Below are 19,336 nucleotides of genomic sequence, written 5' to 3'. Positions count from 1 at the left end.
CGCTCAACGACCGCCCCCCACCCACACCCTGCTGACCGCCCTCGCCCGGCTCCACACCACGGGCAGCACGGTCGACTGGACCGCTCTACGCGGGGACGGGGCCCACCCTCGGACCATCGACCTGCCCACCTACCCCTTCCAGGGCACCCGCTACTGGCTGCACGACCACACCACTCACACAGGAGCGTCCATGACCGACACACCCGGCACCCCGGACCAGGCCATCACCGATCTGGAGCAGCGGCTCGCCACGGCCACCCCCGAGCAACGCGAGCGGCTCCTCACGGAGACCATCCGCGTCCAGGCCGGCACCCTCCTCGACGCCACCCTCACCGACGACAGCAACTTCCTGGAGAACGGCCTCAACTCCCTCACCGCCCTCGAACTCACCAAGACCCTCATGACGCTGACCGGCCTGGAGATCGCCATGGTCTCCATCGTCGAGAACCCCAGCCCCGAACAGCTCGCCCACCACCTCGGCCAGGAACTGGCACACACCACCACGTGAGCCGACCGCCACGTGCACACGGCAGGCTACTGGCCCGACGGGGCCTTGCGACCGCGGTCCTTGACCGACTGCTCGATCGCGTAGGCGGTCGTGGTGAACGCCTCGATCTGCTCCGCCGTCAGGCCCTGTACGGAGATCTCCTCCAAGGTCCGCCACATGTCCGCGATGGGTTCGCGCAGGGCGCGGCCGGTGTCAGTGAGGCGGACCACCATGGCGCGCCGGTCGTGTGCGGCGGGTTCGCGGGTGAGGAGTCCGGCGTCCTGCATGCGGCGCAGCGCCTTGGAGACGGTGGAGTGATCGAGTCCGACGCTGTCCAGCAGTTCGGACTGGGTCTGGCCGTCGCGGTCGAAGAGCTGCATGAGCAGCAGTTCCTGGCCCGGGTGCAGGTTCATCGTGCGGAGCATGGCGGCGGCGTGGCCGCGGTGGGCGCGGGCGAGCTGGAAGATGGCGTAGCTGAGGCGTCCCTCGCGCGCCGTGCTGGGGTGCCTGGAGGCGGGGTCGGTCATCGCGCTTCTCCTCAGGCGTCGTGGCGGGTGGGGTAGTCGGTGTACCCGGTCTCGCCACCGCTGTAGAACGTGGCCGGGTCGGGGGTGTTCAGCGGCGCTCCGGAGCGTACCCGCTCGACCAGATCGGGGTTGGCCAGCGCCGGCGCGCCGACGGAGACGATGTCGGCCCGGCCGTCGGCGACGTCCTTGGCGCGCGCGGCCAGGTCGGCGCCCGCGCGGTTGAGCACGAGCGCGCCGGGCCACAGCGACCGCAGGGTGTCCAGCAGCTTCTCGTCGCCGGCGTGAATCAGATGCAGGTAGGCCAGGTCCAGCGGTGCGAGGGCGCGCACCAGCGCCGCGTACAGCTCGTGCGTGTCGTCCTCGCGGATGTCGTTGTACGGGTTGCCGGGTGACAGGCGGATGCCGGTGCGGCCGGCGCCGATCTCGTCGGCGACGGCCGTGGCGACCTCGACGGCGAAGCGGATGCGATTCTCGACCGAGCCGCCGTAGCGGTCGGTGCGCTCGTTGGCGTTGGAGGAGAGGAACTGGTGGGCGAGGTAGCCGTTGGCTCCGTGGATCTCCACGCCGTCCGCGCCGGCCGCGATCGCGCCCGCGGCGGCGAGGCGGTGGTCCCGGACCGTCGAGGCGATCTCCTGGGTGGACAGCGCCCGGGGCTGCGGCATCTCCTGCGGTCCTGACGGGGTGTACATCATGCCCGTCGGGCGCACCGGGGAGGGCGCCACCGGCTGCCGTCCGTGCGGGGTGTTGGCGGGGTGGGCGATGCGCCCGACGTGCATCAGCTGTACGACGACGCGCCCGTCGGCGGCGTGCACGGCGTCGGTGACCTTGCGCCACCCGGCCACCTGCTCCGCGGTGTGGACGCCGGGGGTGAGCAGGTAGCCCTGCCCGTCTGCGGACGGCTGGGTGCCCTCGGTGATGATGAGCGCGTTCGAGGCGCGCTGGGCGTAGTACTCGGCGTTCACCTCGGTCGGCACACCTTCAGGGGTGCTGCGGCTGCGCGTCATCGGGGCCATGGCCAGCCGGTGCGGCAGTCGGATGTCCCCGGCGCGGGCGGGCTGCCACAGGGCGTTCAGGTCGGTGGTGGGCATGAGGGCTTCCTTCGGTTCGATGCGGTCCGGTGCTGGGCTGTGCTGGGCTGTCCGGGAGGGATGGGGAAGGGCGAGTCCGGACACGCGACGGGTGGGGCGTGCGGCGTGCGGACACGGGCTGAGCGGCGGTAGGGAGTGCTGGTTGCAGACGGCCGTACGGGGCTGGCTCCGCAGGCTCGGGGCCGACTGCGCGGCCTCGCAGGCGCGGGGGCCGGCCCCTGCGAGAGGAGGTCGGAGAAGGTCAGTCGACGGTGAGGACGAGCTTTCCGCGGTTGTGGCCGGCGTCGCTGGTCTGCTGGGCCTTGGCCGCGTCGGCGAGCGGGTAGGTGGCGCCGACCGTGGTCACCAGCGCGCCGTCCGCGGCCTGTTGGGCGAGTTCGGCCAGCCGGGCGGCCGAGCGCCGCGCCGGGCCCTCGGCGAAGACGACGCCGAGTTCGCGGGCCCGGAAGTCGGCTGTGGTGACGATCCGGTCGGTGCCGCCGCGCAAGGTGATGGAGTCCTCCAGCGCCCCCTTTCCGGCGGCGTCGAACACGGCATCCACGCCCTTCGGGGCGACCGCGCGGACCCGCTCGACGAGGTCTTCCCCGTAGACCAGCGCGGTGGCGCCGAGCGAGGCGACGTACTCCTGGTTGGCCGGGCCCGCGGTGCCGATGACGTGGGCGCCGCGTGCGACGGCGAGCTGGACGGCGACGGTGCCCAGTGCGCCGGACGCTCCATGGATCAGCAGGGTCTCGCCGGCCTTGACGTCGAGCAGGTCCAGCACCCGGTCGGCGCCGTCGCCCGCCACCGGCAGCGCGGCCGCGTGCGTCCAGTCCAGACCGGCCGGTTTGAGGGCGAGGACGGCCGCGGTGGCCAGTGCGTACTGGGCGTAGGCGCCGGTGTCGGACCAGCCCAGCACCTCGTCGCCCACCTTCAGCCGGTCGACGCCTTCGCCGAGGGCGTCGACGACTCCGGCGATCTCCCCGCCGGGGACGGCGGGCAGGGTGGTGGGAAAGATGGCCTCCATGATCCCGGAGCGGATCTTTCCGTCCACCGGGTTGACGCCGACCGCGCGGACGCGGACACGGACCTGGCCGGGGCCGGGCTCGGGGATGTCGGTCTCCGCCTCGTGCAGGACCTCGGTGCCGCCGAACGTGTCGAAAACGATGGCCTTCATGACTGCTGTCTCCTTCGATGGGCTGACGGAACGGACCAGTTAGGTGGCCAGCCACGTAAAACGTAACATCGATTAGGTGGCTAGCCAAGTATTTGGTTGGACGGCTGCGGTACTGCTGATCAGCAGGGTCGCCAGTGCCCGAGGGGTGGGCATGCCCTGCGGGCCCAGGGCCGTGAACCTCGCGCCTTTGGGACGGATGGCATCAGGCGGCGGGTGCGACGACGACGGCCTTGCCGTGCAGCTCGCCCGTGGCGGCCTGGGCGTGGACTGCCGACAACTCCGCCAGTGGCACTCGCTGCGCGACGTCGACACGCAGCTCACCGGAGTCGATCAGCGCCACCAGCCTCGACAGCTGGTCGGCGTCGCTGCGGACGAACAGGTCGATGCCGCGTACGCCGCGCTGTTCGTCGCCGGGCGCGGGCATCCACACCGTGGTGTTCACCAGCACTCCGCCGGAACGGATCAGGGTGGGCAGCGCGGCCAGCTGCGCGGGGTCGATCGGCGCGAGGTTGAGCACGATGTCGACGGACGTTGCCGCCGTCAGCACATCAGTGGTGGTGTGGTCGATGACCTCGTCGGCGCCCGCCGTCCTGACCTGCTCGCTGCTGCGCGGGCCGGCCGTGGCGAGCACGTACGCCCCCGCGTTCTTGGCCAGCTGCACGGCGTAGCCGCCGACCGCTCCGCCCGCGCCGTTGATCAGCACACGCTGCCCGGCCGTCAGCTTGCCGTGGTCGAAGAGCGCCTGCCACGCGGTGAGGCCGACCACCGGCAGCGCGGCTGCATCGGGAAGCGGGATGCTCGTGGGCGCCGGCGTCAGAATCCCGGCCGAGGCCACCACGTACTCCGCGGCCGCGCCGTCGCCCGCCATCGGCAGGAAGCCGACGACCTGATCGCCGATCGCGAGGTCGGTCACGCCTTCACCCAGCGCTTCGACCGTGCCGGAGACATCGAGGCCGGGGATGTGCGGCAGCGTCACCGGGATGGGGCCCTGCATGAAGCCCCCGCGGATGTTGCCGTCGACACCGTTGAACGAGGTCGCGGCGACCCGGATCAAAACCTCCCCGGCGCCGGGGACGGGCTGCTCGACGTCCTCGTACCGCAGGACGCTCGCGTCGCCGTACTCGTGAAAACGCACTGCCTTCATTTTGGAGCCTCGTCTTTCGCTTCACGTTGTTGCTTCGAACTTGAAGCAACTGCGGCATACGCTACTACTGCTTTGAATTCGAAGCAAGTGAGTGGCGGCCACCGTCGATGCACAGCCGGTGCGGGCCCGTCGCCGTGGCGGCGCACAAGCAGGTGAGGCGCTCCCGCAGCGCCTGCCCCATGTCGGGTGACTGCCGACGCAAGCCGCTGTCGACCACGAGCAGCACGGGCAGCGCGGGCAGCGCGGGCAGCACGGGCAGCACGGGCAGCACGGGCAGCGCCAACAGGGAGGGCCGAGGGCGACATTGCCCGCACGCCCACGAGGTCACTCCACCCGTTCAGCTCCAGCGCCGCCCCTGGCGGTCAGAACGATGGCCCGCCACGCTCTTCGAATTCGAAGCAGTAGACTCAGCTCATGTCTGACTCACCGCCGTCGCTCGACCCCGTGCAGCTCGGCACCTACTTCGACCTCATCGAGGTGACCAGCCTGCTCCGGCACGCGGTCGAGCAGCAGCTGCGCGAAACCGGCGATCTCAGCTACGTGCAGTTCCAGCTGCTGGCCCGGCTCGGCGATTCGCCGACGGGCAGTCACCGCATGACCGACCTGGCCGACGGCGTCGTCTACAGCCGCAGCGGCCTGACCTACCAGGCGGGTCTGCTCGAAAAGGCGGCTCTGGTCGTGCGGGCCCCCTCCTCGGACGACGAGAGGAGTGTCACGGTCACCATCACCGACGCCGGCCGCACGCTGCTCGCAAAGGTGCTGCCCGGTCACATCGAGGTCGTCAGGGGCCTGCTGTTCGAGCCGCTCTCACACGACGACGTCAAGGCCCTCGCCGGCTTGCTGGCTCCGGTGAGAGACCACATGCGCTCGGCGCCGCCCCGCTCAGCAGCACCTCGCCGCCGCAAGGGCGACGCATAAGGACTCGGCTCAGTCGACGCAGAGGCGCACAAGTGAATGGCCACCCCGCGCCGCGCCCCCGACATCGTTGTCGAGAGCGCGGCATGCACGAGTCACGGTCCTACCGGAGACCGCCACACCCCGGGACGTGCGGTCGCCTCACGGCGTATAGGCGGCGTCACTGCCGTACAACTCTCTGCTGAACGCCGAGACATCGGCACTGCGATCGGCGCCGTCGAGGTTGTACGTCAGATAGACGCCGTACCCCTCGCTGACGGTGCGGCGGGCGAGGTCGGCGGCCACGCTCTGCGAGGTCCGGCCGATCTCGACGGCCGCCGGCGACAGCTTCGCCTTGGGCAGTGCGATGCCGGGGACCTGCCAGCTGCCGTAGTACGGGTTCCAGGCGTAGTCGAACTTGGCCGAGACGTCGACGCCGCCGTAGGACAGACGCGACGCGGCCGGGCCGATGTTGTAGAGGCTGATGATCTTGCTGGGCATGTTCGCGCGCAGGGCCGTCACGAGATGCACGAACGAACTGGCGTTGGGCTGCCCGGTGCCGTTGTTGCCGTACTCGGCGTACTCGTCGTCGAAGTCGATGCCGTCGAGGCCGTACTTGGTCACGGTGTCCGACAGTTGCTTCGCGAACGCCGAAGCCGCCTGCTGCGACGGGAAGTTCGCGAAGCCCGCGCCCTGGTGGTTGCCGAGCACCGAGAGGACGACCTTGATGCCCTTCTGCTGCAACGGCCGTATCTGCGTGGCAGCGTTGTCAAGGACGCGCTGCACGTTCTCGTTGAAATACAGCTGCGCCGTCTTCGTGCCGGTGTCGTAGTTGATGTTCGCCGCGAAGATCACAGCGACGTCGAAGACGTTGCCGCCGCCGTTGCGGAGGGTGTACTTGCCGACGTTCAGCATGCTGTTGTTGTTCACCTCGACGTACGCCACCGAGGTCGGTCCCTGCTTCGCGAGGGCGCGGGCGGGGGCCGCTGCCGCGCCGGTCGGGGCGGTCGCACCGAAGGTGAGCGCCGCGACGACCGAGAGCGCGAGCGCGGCCACCGCCCGTACTCTGCTATGTGCCATAGTGAACATCGTTGATCGGTCTCCCATCCCATGGGCCGGCGCCGGACCTGTCCGAAGACGCCGAGTGAGCCTCTCCGAGTCTTCCGCGTGCGACCGAGCCCCAAGAGTCATGCGTGAACTTCTCACAACTCCCACGCACATCACGTCACAACCTGCTTCGTCAGCAAGGGAGTTGGCCCGCATCAGGGCCCTTGAAGAACGCGTCACCAGAGCCGAGCACCATTCCGCGCCTCCACCACCGCCTGACTGAGCCAGGTGCTGTGACCGCACAGGTTCGCCGGATCGGGTTGGTTTTGGCGTCCGCCCCAGCGGATCGTGGAAGTACCGGACTCCGTGGGTACGGTGACAGGTGGCCGGCCGGGTCTGCTTGTCGGGCCCAGCGGCTGCCGCCGGTGGGTTCGATTCCGAAAGGTCGAACCCGTCGAAGGCAAAGACCCGGTCCGGGTATACGTCACCGGCAACCACGAGTACTACAGCGAGGCCCAGGGCTTGGTCGACCTGATGGGCGAACTGGGCTGGGAACCGCTGCGCAACCGCCATCTACTGCTCGAACGCGAAGGCGACACCCTCGTGGTCGCCGGCGTGGACGACGTCACCGCCGAGTCCTCCGGCCTGGCAGGCCACCGCGCCCACCTCCGCACCTGCCCACCTCCCCCTAGCACTGGACGGACCAACACATCCATTCTGCCGGGTGACGGCAAAGGACCGAGTAAGGCGTGACGAGCGCCGAGATCCCCCGGCAGCGACAAGGCCGAGATGCGAGATGCACGTCGCGAACAACACGGTAAAGGCCGTCACGGCCGACCGAGACGCCGCCATCCGTCTCGGTTTCGACCGGGTCGAAAAGACGATGCGTCTGTGGGCCGGGGACGGCTCCGGCGCCATGGCCGGCCACCAGCAGCAAGCCCACTTCCAGCACGTCGTCAGCCATACCACCTGCTCCAAGTTGCTGGCCGAGCACCGCGCCGACAAACGCTGGAACTACACCCATTGGGGCATTGCCGCGTGTCAGGGCAACAGCGCGACACCTCAGATCTTCACGTCAGGCGATTGTTTGCCCGCACAGAGCCGACCTTGCAATGACCCTGATCTACGACCACAGACCACGAACGCCGCACTCAGAACCGAAGCGCGCGGCCGACAGAGGCTTTCCCACTGTGCCGGGATGCTCAGAAAATCCGGTCGGCCACTTCATTCCCGCGCGCGTCGAAGCGACCGCCGGCCCGCAGCGCCTCCGCTACGGCCTCCACGTCGTGATCGGTCCAAGCGTCCGACAGGTCCTCGGGCGCAGCCCAGATCTCGGGGCCGTGTTCGGTCCTGTGAATCTGCTCCATGGGGGGACTGTTCACGACACATCCTTCCGAACACTCTGGACAATACTGTTCACGGTGGCGTCAACGGCATCGCGCCTCTCACGCCAGTCAGCTTCGTTCTCCGTACTTGCCCTGACGAACTCACGCAGCTTGTCTCGCAGGGTTGCGACCTGCAACACCGTACGTGAGCTGCCGACGATATCCAGTCTGGCCATTGCCGCGTTGACTTCCACGAAATCAAAACTGCTGTTCGGAGAACTTTGGTCGAGCGTCCGCGACGGAGAGGGGCGCCCCGCCGCAGGACGGGAGTACGTCACCCGCACGCGGGAGACGGCCATCTTCAGGTCGATCGCCGAGCGCACCCGCTCTTCCCGTAACCATTTGGTGTGTTCGCCCTGGACGTGCATTTTTGCGACGATGAACACCGCCAGCAGAGAAAGTACCGCGCCGATACCCGACACCACGGGAGAAATCCACTCCATCAGAGGATCCCCATGTTGTCGTCGCCTGAATCCTCGGGGTCTGCCTGCTGCCGGTCCGGCCGAGCCGGCGCGGCGTTCCCCCTCTCTGCCTGGTCAGGCTCCTCACCCCTGGATTCTTTCCCGGCTTCCTGTCGGCGCTCCTCCAACCGATGATCCGCAAATGGCCACCTCCCCGAAGCGTCTACGCCCGTGCCCGTGCCGCCGTCCCCGCCTCTCCCGTCGTTCTTTTCGTCCGAGCCGTTCCCCTCTGCGCCGTTGGGGCGATCGACCTTCGGCACGATGACGCCCTTGCCCGCGCGTTCGAGCGCGTCGTTGGCTTGACTCAGTGCCACTGCTGCGGCAACCACGCCGGGACGTTCGTTCGAGTCGCTCATCCGGACGGTGAAAGGATCGAGACGCTCGCCGTTGACCGTCAGGGTCACCAGACCGCTGTACTTGGCGATCCGCGACAGGTCGGCGGAGTCCAGCCCCACCTCCGGAGCCAACCGCTTGGCGTCGTTGTGTCCTACGCCCTGGATGATCATGTTGCCGACGTTGCCGAGGACGGTCTGGCTGAGACTCTCGCTGCGTATGCCTTCACGGACGGAGAAGGCGGACAACTGACTGAGAGTCTGGTTGGCCACCGTGATCCCGAGGTTGAACTTCCGTGCTTCCGGGATCAAGGTGACGAATGATGTGCTGACGAAGTTCTGGAATTCGTCAACGATCAGCATGGCGGGGACGTCACTCCCCAGGAAGGCGCCGCTCATTGTATAGCGGAGAACACGTTCAACGATGAACGAGCCGAGGAAATTACTCGCCCCGACCCCCAGAGCCACCTGTGGGACCTTGACCAGCAGGGCGGCTCCGTCGCGTAGGGAAGCCTCCAAATTGATGCTTGGCTTTCCGCTGGTGGCTGATGCGAGCACGCCGGGGCGTCGAAATTCGCCAAATTTCGACACGAACCATTGTTCGAGCTCGGCCTGCTCGGGTTCCTTCATTCTCTCGTGCGTGTTCCAGCGCTTCACCAGGTCCTGACGCCCGACATGCCCCAGCCGTCTGACCACCCTTCTCCGGTACTGCTTGTCCTCGACGAGTTTCGTTACATCGCCGAGTCGCGCCCATTCACCGTTCTTCTCGTCCGCGGCCGCGACCAGGGAGTGCAGGCAGAGTCGCAGCATGTCGGAGAATCGAGGCCCGGCCCACTCGTAATACTGAGCGTTGACCACGATCTCGATCAGTTCTTCAATATTTGCGAGGATCCCTTCCTCGTCCTGCGCGTCCAAATAGATGGGATTAAGGCTCGGTGTCCGCTCTCCTGTGAAATCCAGGGCTACCAGCGGATCCCGTGAGGTGGCATGCCGCACGGAGTAGTCGTACAGATCGCCGTGCGGGTCCACAATGATCACTGGGCCAGGCCGTCCGAGATCGTGCAGGGCGAGGTTCTTGAGCGTGTTGGTCTTTCCGACGCCGGTGCGGCCGATGACGTACGTGTGCACCAGCCGGCTCAGGTCCGGAATGCGAATCTCCTGTTCGTCATCCACGAACGGTCGGGCCGCGCTCGCCGTGCCGATGACGGCGCCCTCCCCGAGCACGGCGAAGTCGTTCACCGGGATGAAGAGGTGATGCCGCCGGCCAAGTCCGCGTCCTTCGATGTGCCCATGCGGCGGGTGAAGGATCCGGTGGGCGACCTCCACCGAGTAGTCGACCCGGCCGGCGCCGTCCAGTCCCGCGCCGTCAGCGCCGGACGCCTCCATGATGGTGAAGTCCCCGTCGAAGAGCGCTGTACCCACCAGAGTGGCGAGTGGATCGTTGCGCTCCGGAGTGGTCAGCGTGACTCGGGTGCCCAGGTTCATACGTCCTGACGGTTGGGACAAGAACCACCGTGCACCCTTTCCGTTAGCCGGATCCATCAAAGTGAGAGGTGTTTGAGTGGTTTCGTTCTGGGCGTCGTCCTGCGCCTCGCTTCCGCGCAGACCGCTCATCTCCAGGACGCAGCCGCCGCCGGTCGCACGCAGTACGTCGACAAGGAATCCGTGGTCCTCCCGGACCTTGGGAGAAGCGTTCTGGCCGGGAACGATATGGACTTGGTGTCCAGTGATGACCTGGTTCTGCGAGGTGTAGGTCATCCAACCACGCCGGAATACCGACCGGCTGATGCGCTGCAGGCCGGTGAAGTACTGCACGCTCTCGTCGTCCGAGGGGCCGAAGAAGTTCACCGAGTATCGAGCCGCGATGTTTCCGGAGGCCGGATCTTCGTCCGTCTCCAACCGGTGGACGATCCGGGAGCCGGCCGGTGCTGAGCGCGCGAAGGTGAGGAGGAGGTCCTGCTGGTCGGAGAGCGTCGCGACCGCTTCGTCCGAGTCGAATCGACCGAGTCCGACAGAGAAGTGCCAGCGGATCTCGGGCTCGGCGGCGTCACCGCCCTCCGGCGCGCGCCCACCCCCGTCGTCACCACGTGCGGGGGCGTATTTGGATGCCGCGTTCAGCAGTAATTGATCCGTTGCCAGGTCGTCCACGTAGTCGTGTTGCAACGACCGCCTGATCTGCTTGGAGACGGTGTTGTGGGCTTGGCGGCGGTGTTCGGCGACAGACTGCGTCTCCGGTGTGACGAGGTGCCGTGAGAGGCGCGTGACGAGATCCGGGGTCACCAGGTCGTCGTTGTTCGCACGGCGGTAGAGCAGGACCGCGTCCGCGACCAGGGCGAGCCGAGGCTTGCCCTTGAGATAGTCCAGCCAGCGTTGCTCCTCCTGCGTATCGTCGGAGGTCGGCGCCTGGCCGTGACCGTGCGCGAGTGCCTGGAAGGCGCGGACGATACTGGCCGCTGCGTCGCCGTCCGAGCGCGACACCATCGCGCTCCTGACCGACACCCGGTTGCGCCCCTTCAGGAGCGAGGTCGGCTTCTCCGGTGCCCCGTGCCACTCCACGGCAAGAATGCCCTCCGCCTCCGCGGGAATCGGCCGGGGGATTCCTTGTTCGACGAAGTGGTCCTGGCAACCAGCCGCAAAGACGGTGGATCCACCGAACCGTGAGTGGTTGGCGAGAACCCGTGGGAAGTCACGCGGTGCTTCCGGATGGAACGCTTCGGTGTTGTTCGTGTAGGCAGGAATGGCCAGCACATCGGGTGCTGAGTCGAAGCCACCGAGGTTCGGACCCGAGACGAGGTAGTCCTTGCAGATCGCCACGCCCAGCCGGATGGAGGTACCGCCCAGTGAAACCTCAACGATCCGGGGACCGTCTCCCGGCTCGATCTCCTCCCCCTCGGCCATGTGCTTCTTCGCGACGAGATAGCAGTCGCTGTCGCTGAACACGGCGGCGACGTTGGCCCCTGGAGCCACGACGTCGTCCGTGTACACCTTGAGCGCCTCGGTGCCCTTGGTCCTGGGCACTCCGAGCCCCGCGACGATAGTGATACGCGGGGCGAAGCCCGCAAATATCTGCAACGTGGACGCATGTGCGATGAATGCGTATTCCGGGAAGACGCACAGGTCGACCGCGGCCTTCTCCAGGAAGGAGAGGATCTGTGCTAGTCGCCGATTCTGGAAGTCGATCAGATCCGACTGGATCTTCGTTCGCGTCGACGCGAATCCGGGAATTCGATCAGCAAGGTTCGAAAGGGACACCTCATCGTCAATGCCCTTCGAGTCCCAGGCGAGCGGCTCAGCCGGAGTCCATAACTTCTGTGCGGGAGTGACGGCGCTCGGGACAAAATCGAGCTGAACAGTAGCCATATTGAGCAAAAGTTCCCCCTGGCCTGCGCTGGACCAGACGACAGTAGCGCAGAGACCGGGAGGGCGGGAAGCTCCTTGTCAATTCGGGACCCTCACCTAATAGAAGAGGACTCATGGATCACATCAAGCTCAGGAGCACGTCGATTGTTTGTGCGACCTCCTGAGGGCCGGTAAAGAATCAACACGGCATGCTGGACCTGGTCACGCTCCAACTCGACGCGGCCATCGACGCCGCCGTCACCTCCCTGCGCGAACACCGACCTGCCCCCGCCTGTCGCCCAGCTCTTCGAGGCATTCCAAGGCCCCAACGCCTGACGACCGCCCTGCGCCACGCGCATGCCGGTGGACCGGGCCGAGTGACACTGCCGGGAGTGGACCATCTGCTGCACGACGCCGACCAGGACGTCCTCCGACTTCCAGTGCTCTGACCGCACAGAAAGGTGTCGACCAGCGGCACACTCAGCCTCGAAGATCGGAAACGGCCACACGAAAAGGGCCCCCGCAGGCTCTCGCCTGCGAAGACCCTTCGCTCTGTCGGGACGACAGGATTTGAACCTGCGACCCCTTGACCCCCAGTTATGTGGGGCCTGAGCGGCATGCGAAGGGTCGTTCTTCGAGGTCAGTGTCCAGCGTACTCGGCCGAGTAAAGGAGTCTGTGCATCCAGGCTTCCGCCGGGCAACTGCGCCGACTTCCCACAACGAGCGCCTCCGCTGAGAAAGCGAGTTCGTCCACTACGGGTTCTGGCTCCTACGTCGACGCGCCTCCGCCGAGAGACGGGCGAGTCGGAGCATGTACGCAATCTTTGCACTCTGTGCCATCTGCTCGCGGACCTCCTGTGGCAGCTTCCCTTCGGGATCCACCTGACGTTCAAATCGGTCGAGGAACGCCTTCGTGCCGGGTGCCGTGCGCGCGGCTCGGTCGGCCGTGTTCGCCCACGACGCGTGCGCGGCCGCCCTTGCCCGATAGCTGCGCCTTCGCTCCGCCCGTGTCGAGGGGGACGTGCCGCATGATGGGTCAGACATTTTCACCTATGCCCATCCTGACGTGTGTTTCTTGAGCACGCTCGGCGGCCGCGCTGGCCCCGTAGTGGCGCGGCATGTCATCGGATGTCCAACCGAGTAACAGCATGAGATCGCCGCTGTCGCCACCAGCTCGTTTCCACTCGTGGGCGAAGGTGTGGCGCCAGCGGTGGGCGTGAACGTGGGCAACACCCGCGGCGCAGCCGCGCCGCTTCAACATGAGCTTGATGCCGTTCGGGGCGAGCCTGCGGACGCCACGGTCCGCCAACCACAGTTCCGGCAACTCGGCGCCTTTGTGCTTGTCCCGGACCCGCAGGTATCGGCTCAGCGCTCGACCGGTCCGCGGGCCGAATCGCATCCGCCGGTCCTTGCTGCCCTTGCCGTGGTAGTGCACCGAGTCCGTGTTCATGTCGATGTCATCGAGCGTCAGGTTGCCGACTTCGGCCAGCCGAGCACCCGTGTTGCAGTAGAGCCGGATGATTGCCTCGTCACGCAGTTGGGCAAACTCCTTCCCCTTGCAGGTACTCAGGATGCGAGCGGTGTCCTCGTCCTGGATGACCGGCACCAACTTCTGGACCGTCTTGGGCTGCTTGACCCGGTCCATCGGCGATCGGTCGATCTCTTCTTCATCGTCTCGCAGCCACTTGAAGAACTGCTGCAGGGCTTTGTGTTTGTTCAGCGCCGTCGAGGAGGAACGGGTCTGCACCATCCATGCCTGGAAGGCCTCGACATGAGATCGGGTCACCTCAGTCGGATCCGGCGCCTCACCCCGTGCACCGATCTCCGCAAGATGCTCGCCCAGGTATCGGGCCAGCTGAGAGGCCGCAAGAAGGTAGTTGTACCGGGTGGTCTCTGGGTAGTTTCCGGACCGAAGCGAACGGTCCCAGTCCCGGAGAAGAATCGCCCAGGCCTTTGGCAAATCGCCGGTGAGCCGCGCAAGATACCCGGCCGTCATGCTGCGCTCCGCTGTATGGCGACCTGGTGCCCATGATCCATTCCCAGGTCTTCCAGTAGGTGATGCCGGATCAGCTGTCTGGAGGCAGAGCCTGCCAACGGAATGGGGACAGAGCGTGCGGTCACTTGGGCGGTCTCCACCGGAGCGCGGAAGACGACGGCGTCATGGTGGACAGTGAGGGCGGTCGGATGGCCAGTCGTGCGCTGGTGCCGGCCCGCGGAGCGCCGCTGTGTTGGCGAGTTGCGCGTGATCAAACGGTCTCCGCGAAGCTCGGCCAGCAGAGCGATGCATCGGTCTACGGGTATGAGGCCAGCTGCCTCTCCTGCCTCCAATACCGGGCCTGTCAGATCGAGCAGGTAACCACGACGACGACGGGGTTGGACGGTGACGATGACGTGGCCGCCCGGGCAGAGCAGGAGCCGGCATTCGGTCAGCGTCCGGCACAGGCGGGTGGCGGGAGCGTGCGGTGCACCTTCGCCATCGCCCGGCCGATCGGGCTGGTGGGCGGATGCTGTGGGGCGCAGAGCGGTCAGGATGAGGGTGATGTCTCCGGACAGTCCGGCCAGCCGGGTAGCGGCCAGGGCGGGTGGGTGGTCGAGCACCATGCCGTCGGGGGTGGCGCCGTCGTACTTGGCGGCCGTGATGTTGGCACGTGCGACGGGCCACCACCGAGGCTGGCTGGTCAGTCCGATGGCGTGCCGGCCGGAGCGCAGGGCTTCGGCCGGCACGGTGCCCGCGCCGCAGTTCGGGTCCAGGACGGTGTCCCCGGGGCGGGTGTAGGTGGCGATGGCGTGGGCGGCGACGGCCGGGGGCATCCGGCCCACATCCTGGGCGGTCTCCGGGACGTAGTGGCCGTCGGCGAGTTGAGCGGGGCTGTCGAGCTGCCCGGTGGGCCAGACCGAGATGAGCGGGCGGGGCCGTGCGAAGGGCTGCGGGACGCGGGCGGTCATCGACGCTCCTCCCCCATGGGGTCAGCAGCGTGCTGAGGGCGGGCGAACAGCAGGAGATCGGCCTGCACCCGCATGTGCCAGGGGGCCGGAGCGCAAGGCGCGTCGTCCGTGGGAAGGACAGCCGGCAGGCCCAGCTCGGGGACGAGGGCGCCATCGCGGACGGGGACCTGAAGGAGCGCCACGTGATCGAGCTGCGCCAGTCCAGCAGTGCGGGCGGCACGTGTCACGAGGCCGCCCGGGTCGATCAACCTGCCTCGCTGACGGTCACTATGGGTAATGACGGCGAGGATTCCTGAGAGGGCCAGCAGGCTGCCCCACAAGACGTCTGGGACCCATTCCGGGTGGTGTGGATCGACGAGTGCGACGACCGCGTCGTAGCGGTCCGGGCCGACTGCGGTCGGCCCGCGGCGTCGCCGGACCGGTCGGTGGCCGGTCGGTGCGGGACGGACCGACTCGGGTGGCAGTCGGTGTACCGACTGCCACCCCGGCGACGCGGCGTCCGCAGCGGCGCGGGCGTCGAAGTCGGGAGCAGCCGTGACCGCTTCGAGGGTGCGGCCGAGTCGGCTTGCGGTCCCGGCCGCCTCGATCAATGCGGGAAGCGGTCCGCCCCCGGTCCGGGTGCCCGGTGTGGTCCGGCCGGGAGTGGGCGCGTCGGGGCCGGCGGGCGGGGCGAGGAGCAGCACGCGGTGGCTGGGCCGGGTGTAGGTGGCAACGACCCGGACGATGGTTTCCATCAGCCATGGTTCGATCGCGTGGGTGTCGTGGCGGGTAGGGTGCTGGGCGACCAGCCAGACGGATCCCGGGCGCCGGGGACGCCGGGGCCGGTCGGTGCGTGCACTGCGGCACGCAGGCGTGGGGCATGGCCGGTGCCGGTCTGGCGGGGTGGAGGCGCCGTGCGAGGGCTTCGGGCGGGGCGGTGTCATGCCCACTCTCCTGGGTGCTGTGATGACCGGGTGGTGCGCTGTCACCATAGAAGGCCGGGATGCGTAACTGTTTTGGACACCGCACCGCAAGATTCGTCGTCGCCGCCCCATGCTCGGCGGCACCGCGCTCCACCGTCGCACACACACCTAAAGCAAGTCATGTGACTTTTCGAAACGATGCCGCCACACCCCCGTAGGGCGGGGGCGGGATGAGGCCGAGGACCATTTATCGGCCTGCCAGTTACAGCTTTTCACCGACCGTCAATCGGCTGCGACAAGACGTCACCCCGTAGGCATGACGCGTCCACTGCGACACTTAGAAACCTACTACGACAGCACTAAAGTTGTAGGTCACAGGCTACTAAGCCTCCACTGAGGGCCTGCTGATACTCAAGCCGTCAGCCGGTTCCTTCCGTCGCTGAATCCTCCCAGACCATAAGCCTATTTAAGCAATCTTTAGCGTCACGGAGATTCCCGGAGGGAACCTCCTTGTTCTTTTCTTGTCTTTTTCTTGTCGGCTGTCTGGATTCCTTGAGGCGTCGTCTCTTCCGCCTTGTGAAGGAGTCGCCTGACATGGCTGACAGGCATAGCGCCCACCACGCCCGCGCCACCGGGCAACCGTCGCCGCTGGATACCGCACGGGAGTGCTTCACGCTGCTGGTGACCGGCCCCCAGCCGCTGTCCCTGGACGGCCGGAGCTACCCGGGTCTGCCCAACCGGCGCATCCCGCTGGATGAGTTGCGGGACCGAATGCTCCGTCGCCGCTGCCCCCGGAGCACCCGGGACGAGGTCTGGGCGCACCTGGTGCGCCAGTCCCGAGAGCAGGGAGCCACGTGGACGCTGGCCTGCGCGGGCATGGCGCTGCCGGCGCTGTCCGGGGTGTCCCGCTGGCTGGCGGCCCGGTTTCCCGGTGACCTGTTCGACCTGCATGCCGAAGTGCTCTCCGGGTTCCTCGGTGCGCTCACGACGATCGATGTGGACCGGCCGCGGATTCTGGTGCGGCTGCGCTGGGCGGCCTACCGCGCCGGGTTCGCGGCGCTGTCCGAGGCGCTGGACGCCCCCATGCCGGTGGCCAGCGCGTTCCGGTCGGCGGCTCCGAAGCCGCCGTGGGGTCATCCCGACTTGGTGCTGGCGCGGGCGGTCCGGCAGTCGGTCCTGACCCGGACCGAGGCCGACCTGATCGGTGCCACCCGACTGGACGAGACGCTCATCACCGACTGGGCCGACCGCCACCGGATGTCCCATGAGGCGGCCTACAAGGCGCGCCAGCGCGCCGAGCGGCGCTTGGTCGCCTTTCTGCGGGAGCAGGGCGCGGCCACCGACCCGGACGACCCGGTCGCCTCCTGCCTCGTCAACGGACTGGCCCCGCAGAGCCCACCTTCCCGCCCGACTCGACAGTCACTCTGCGTCAGCACAGTGGGGCAGGGCGGCCCGGCCGGGGCCGGTGAGGAATCCGCGGTGACGGTGTCCAAATCCGGCGCTGATTCCGGCCTTCTTGGATGCGGGGAATCCACACCCGCCCTCGCGTCCCGCGTGTCTCCGGAGGTCCCCCGATGCGCCTGATCCCTCTGCCCTGCCGCCGTGCCCACATCCCCGCGGACGCCGCAGCCCACCATCGCCCCGGGCAGGAGCCGCGCAGCGGATGGCTGTGCCGGGTGTTGCTGCTGATCGGTTTGACCGTGCTGGTGCTCGCCGTCGTCGTCACCTCGGCACATGCCGCCGAGCCGGCTCCCGTCCTGGCCCTGGCGAAATCGGTCAACGAGGTGCTGAACAACATCCGCAACTGGATCATGGGCATCCTGGCCGGTCTCGCCACGGTGTTCTTGTCCATCGGCGGCGTGCGCTACGTCATGGCCGGTGGCGATCCCGGCGAGGTGGAGAAGGCCAAGACCGCTTTCAAAAGCGCCGGTTGGGGCTATGGGCTGGCCGCGCTGGCCCCGATGGTGGTCCAGATCCTCAAAGGGATCGTGGGTGCCTGATGACCGCCGTCCATGCCGCCACTGCCCTGGCACACCGGCTCCCGGGTCCGTCTGTCTCCTCCAGCCGGACCGGTGCCGGGCGCCCGGCGCAGCCGGGCCCGTCGAGCCGTCGCGGCCGGTGGCGCCGCTGGCGCCGTGCCCTGGTGCTCGGCACCGTTGTCCTGGCGGTGCTCGCCTCGGTGTTCTCCGCCTACGCCGACCCGAGCCCGAGCCCAGGTCCGGAGCCGGCCCCGACCGCCTCCGCCGAGCCCGTACCGACGCCGTCAAGGACCGAGTCCTCGTGCTCGGCGTCGGACTGCATCCCGCAGCCCGATCCATCGGCCTCCTCCGTCCCCACGGCAGGACCCATGCCTCCGGCCAAGGTTCCCGGCGCTGACGGCACCGGCGGGATCTCCGGATGGATCGCCAAGGGCATCAGCAGCGCGATCACGGGCTTCTTCAAGTCCGTGATCAAGTTCGCGCTCAATCCACTGCTGGAACTACTCAGCGGCACACTGCTGACCACGCCGAGTCCCGCGTCCATGCCGCGCGTGGGCGAGCTGTGGACGAACTCCTGGCAGATCGCTCTCGCCTGCTACGCCCTGCTGATCGCCATCGCCGGAATCGTGGTGATGAGCCACGAGACGGTACAGACGCGCTACTCGGTCAAAGAAATCGCGCCACGGATTCCCCTGGGGTTCCTCGCTGCCGCACTGTCGTTGTTCTTCGCGGGCAAGGCCGTCGACCTGGCCAATGCCCTCTCCCGCGCCGCTATGGACGGCGGCGCCAACTCCGATACCGCCGGACCTGCCCTGCGCGACTTCGTCCTCAGCTCCTTCAGTGCCGGCAGCGACAGCATCTTCCTGATCCTGATGTGGCTCGTGGTCATCGGGGTTCTGGTCGCCCTGCTTCTGACCTTCGTCGTCCGCGTGGCCCTGACGATCATCCTGATCGTTGCCGCGCCCCTAGCGCTGATCTGCCATGCCCTGCCGCAGACCGACGGCATCGCCCGCTGGTGGTGGAAGGCCTTCGGGGGCGTCCTGGCCATCCAGGTCGCCCAGTCCCTGGCCCTGATCACCGGGGTGCGGGTGTTTTTGACCCCCGGCGGGTTCGGCCCCACCGGGCTGTTCGGGCTCAACGACAACGGGCTGGTCAACGTACTCGTCGCGCTGGCGCTGATGTACGTGGTCTTCAAAATCCCGTTCTGGATCCTGAGGTCGATCCAACTCGGGCACGGCCGCTCGTTCGTCGGCAGTGTGGCCCGTGCCTACGTGATGTACAAGACGTTCGGACTGCTGCGCGGCGCGGGTGCAGGTGCCGCTTCACGAACCGGTACACGCCCCACGCCTCCGCCCCCGGGCTCCGGCGGAATATCCCGCCCTTCCCGGCCATCCGGTTCGGGACCGTCACCCGGCGGTGCAGGCAGTCGAGGGAGCAGCGGCAACCCCTCGCCGGCCGGGTCTGCCGGGCCGGCGGGCAGCTCACAGCGGCCGCCGGGGCCGCCGATGTTCCTGCAGCCCAACCCGTGGGCCTCTCACCAGAAGCAGCCGACCGGCGCGGCCGGCGGCCCGCCGCCCATGCCGACCTTCCAGGCTCCCGGCGCTCCCCCGCCCGGTTCTCCCCCGGTCCCGCCCGGCACGCCGCCGCCC

General features: G+C 67.8%; 18 protein-coding genes and 1 pseudogene. 7 read left to right on the top strand and 12 right to left on the bottom strand.

Going from position 1 to position 19,336, the window contains the following annotated elements:
• Window positions 1–508 (top strand): acyl carrier protein (locus tag AOK01_RS44775; RefSeq protein WP_245702147.1); only part of this gene is annotated, 508 nt, incomplete at its 5' end.
• Between the two features lie 26 nt (window positions 509–534).
• Here the strand turns inward: AOK01_RS44775 and AOK01_RS06905 are convergent.
• The 5 genes from AOK01_RS06905 to AOK01_RS43405 form a co-directional block, all read right to left on the bottom strand.
• Window positions 535–1,014 (bottom strand): MarR family winged helix-turn-helix transcriptional regulator, encoded by a 480-nt coding sequence (locus AOK01_RS06905; RefSeq protein WP_055509526.1) that lies wholly within the window; start codon window positions 1,012–1,014, stop codon window positions 535–537.
• Between the two features lie 11 nt (window positions 1,015–1,025).
• Window positions 1,026–2,102 carry an alkene reductase gene (locus AOK01_RS06900; RefSeq protein WP_055509524.1) on the bottom strand — a complete coding sequence of 359 codons (1,077 nt, stop codon included), beginning with the start codon at window positions 2,100–2,102 and terminating at the stop codon, window positions 1,026–1,028.
• A 241-nt stretch (window positions 2,103–2,343) separates the two neighbouring features.
• On the bottom strand, window positions 2,344–3,258 hold the full coding sequence (locus AOK01_RS06895; protein ID WP_055509522.1) for an NADP-dependent oxidoreductase: 915 nt from the start codon (window positions 3,256–3,258) through the stop codon (window positions 2,344–2,346).
• 202 nt (window positions 3,259–3,460) lie between these two features.
• The gene (locus tag AOK01_RS06890; protein WP_055509520.1) at window positions 3,461–4,402 is read right to left on the bottom strand and encodes an NADP-dependent oxidoreductase; all 942 of its coding nucleotides are present in this window, start codon (window positions 4,400–4,402) and stop codon (window positions 3,461–3,463) included.
• 64 nt (window positions 4,403–4,466) lie between these two features.
• On the bottom strand, window positions 4,467–4,685 hold the full coding sequence (locus AOK01_RS43405) for a hypothetical protein (RefSeq protein ID WP_157871208.1): 219 nt from the start codon (window positions 4,683–4,685) through the stop codon (window positions 4,467–4,469).
• Between the two features lie 131 nt (window positions 4,686–4,816).
• Here AOK01_RS43405 and AOK01_RS06880 point away from each other — a divergent pair, with 131 nt between their 5' ends.
• On the top strand, window positions 4,817–5,320 hold the full coding sequence (locus tag AOK01_RS06880) for a MarR family winged helix-turn-helix transcriptional regulator (RefSeq protein WP_055509518.1): 504 nt from the start codon (window positions 4,817–4,819) through the stop codon (window positions 5,318–5,320).
• 138 nt (window positions 5,321–5,458) lie between these two features.
• Here the strand turns inward: AOK01_RS06880 and AOK01_RS06875 are convergent, their stop codons facing one another.
• Window positions 5,459–6,385 carry an endo-beta-N-acetylglucosaminidase H gene (locus AOK01_RS06875; RefSeq protein WP_055509516.1) on the bottom strand — a complete coding sequence of 309 codons (927 nt, stop codon included), beginning with the start codon at window positions 6,383–6,385 and terminating at the stop codon, window positions 5,459–5,461.
• Between the two features lie 432 nt (window positions 6,386–6,817).
• Between AOK01_RS06875 and AOK01_RS40675 the strand changes: the two are divergent.
• A pseudogene (locus AOK01_RS40675) lies at window positions 6,818–7,012 on the top strand (metallophosphoesterase); the annotation flags it as partial.
• A gap of 533 nt (window positions 7,013–7,545) precedes the next feature.
• Here the strand turns inward: AOK01_RS40675 and AOK01_RS43400 are convergent.
• The 3 genes from AOK01_RS43400 to AOK01_RS06865 are packed head-to-tail and all read right to left on the bottom strand — an operon-like array spanning window position 7,546 to window position 11,881.
• Window positions 7,546–7,710: a hypothetical protein gene (locus AOK01_RS43400; protein WP_157871207.1), complete on the bottom strand. Its 165-nt coding sequence runs from the start codon at window positions 7,708–7,710 to the stop codon at window positions 7,546–7,548.
• A gap of 11 nt (window positions 7,711–7,721) precedes the next feature.
• The gene (locus AOK01_RS06870) at window positions 7,722–8,171 is read right to left on the bottom strand and encodes a hypothetical protein (RefSeq protein WP_055509514.1); all 450 of its coding nucleotides are present in this window, start codon (window positions 8,169–8,171) and stop codon (window positions 7,722–7,724) included.
• Complete coding sequence (locus AOK01_RS06865; RefSeq protein WP_107099753.1) at window positions 8,171–11,881, bottom strand: helicase HerA domain-containing protein; 3,711 nt, start codon at window positions 11,879–11,881, stop codon at window positions 8,171–8,173. Before AOK01_RS06865 ends, AOK01_RS06870 begins: the two co-directional genes overlap by 1 nt.
• Before the next feature lie 188 nt (window positions 11,882–12,069).
• On the opposite strand from AOK01_RS06865, the gene AOK01_RS40670 reads away from it, so the two are divergent.
• The gene (locus AOK01_RS40670) at window positions 12,070–12,309 is read left to right on the top strand and encodes a hypothetical protein (protein WP_245702146.1); all 240 of its coding nucleotides are present in this window, start codon (window positions 12,070–12,072) and stop codon (window positions 12,307–12,309) included.
• Window positions 12,310–12,896: 587 nt separating this feature from the next.
• On the opposite strand, the gene AOK01_RS06860 is transcribed toward AOK01_RS40670, so the two are convergent.
• From AOK01_RS06860 to AOK01_RS43395, 3 genes are read right to left on the bottom strand one after another with little or no spacing between them, the layout of a single operon-like run.
• Window positions 12,897–13,856, bottom strand: a complete 960-nt coding sequence (locus AOK01_RS06860) for a tyrosine-type recombinase/integrase (RefSeq protein WP_055509510.1) — start codon at window positions 13,854–13,856, stop codon at window positions 12,897–12,899.
• On the bottom strand, window positions 13,853–14,806 hold the full coding sequence (locus AOK01_RS06855) for a DNA methyltransferase (protein ID WP_055509508.1): 954 nt from the start codon (window positions 14,804–14,806) through the stop codon (window positions 13,853–13,855). The genes AOK01_RS06860 and AOK01_RS06855 overlap by 4 nt, the downstream gene beginning before the upstream one ends.
• The gene (locus tag AOK01_RS43395) at window positions 14,803–15,540 is read right to left on the bottom strand and encodes a hypothetical protein (RefSeq protein ID WP_157871206.1); all 738 of its coding nucleotides are present in this window, start codon (window positions 15,538–15,540) and stop codon (window positions 14,803–14,805) included. Before AOK01_RS43395 ends, AOK01_RS06855 begins: the two co-directional genes overlap by 4 nt.
• A 762-nt stretch (window positions 15,541–16,302) precedes the next feature.
• Here AOK01_RS43395 and AOK01_RS42465 point away from each other — a divergent pair.
• The 3 genes from AOK01_RS42465 to AOK01_RS06835 form a co-directional block, all read left to right on the top strand.
• Window positions 16,303–17,292, top strand: a complete 990-nt coding sequence (locus AOK01_RS42465) for a hypothetical protein (RefSeq protein ID WP_055509504.1) — start codon at window positions 16,303–16,305, stop codon at window positions 17,290–17,292.
• A complete protein-coding gene (locus AOK01_RS06840; RefSeq protein ID WP_342671030.1) occupies window positions 17,283–17,708 on the top strand; it encodes a pilin in 426 nt (141 codons plus the stop codon). The genes AOK01_RS42465 and AOK01_RS06840 overlap by 10 nt, the downstream gene beginning before the upstream one ends.
• Window positions 17,708–19,336: TrbL/VirB6 family protein (locus tag AOK01_RS06835; protein ID WP_213862060.1), on the top strand; the 1,629-nt coding region annotated here is incomplete at its 3' end. The genes AOK01_RS06840 and AOK01_RS06835, both read left to right, overlap by 1 nt.

Source organism: Streptomyces aurantiacus, assembly GCF_001418335.1.
Lineage (GTDB): Bacteria > Actinomycetota > Actinomycetes > Streptomycetales > Streptomycetaceae > Streptomyces > Streptomyces aurantiacus.
This window is presented reverse-complemented; position numbering and strand designations above follow the sequence as displayed.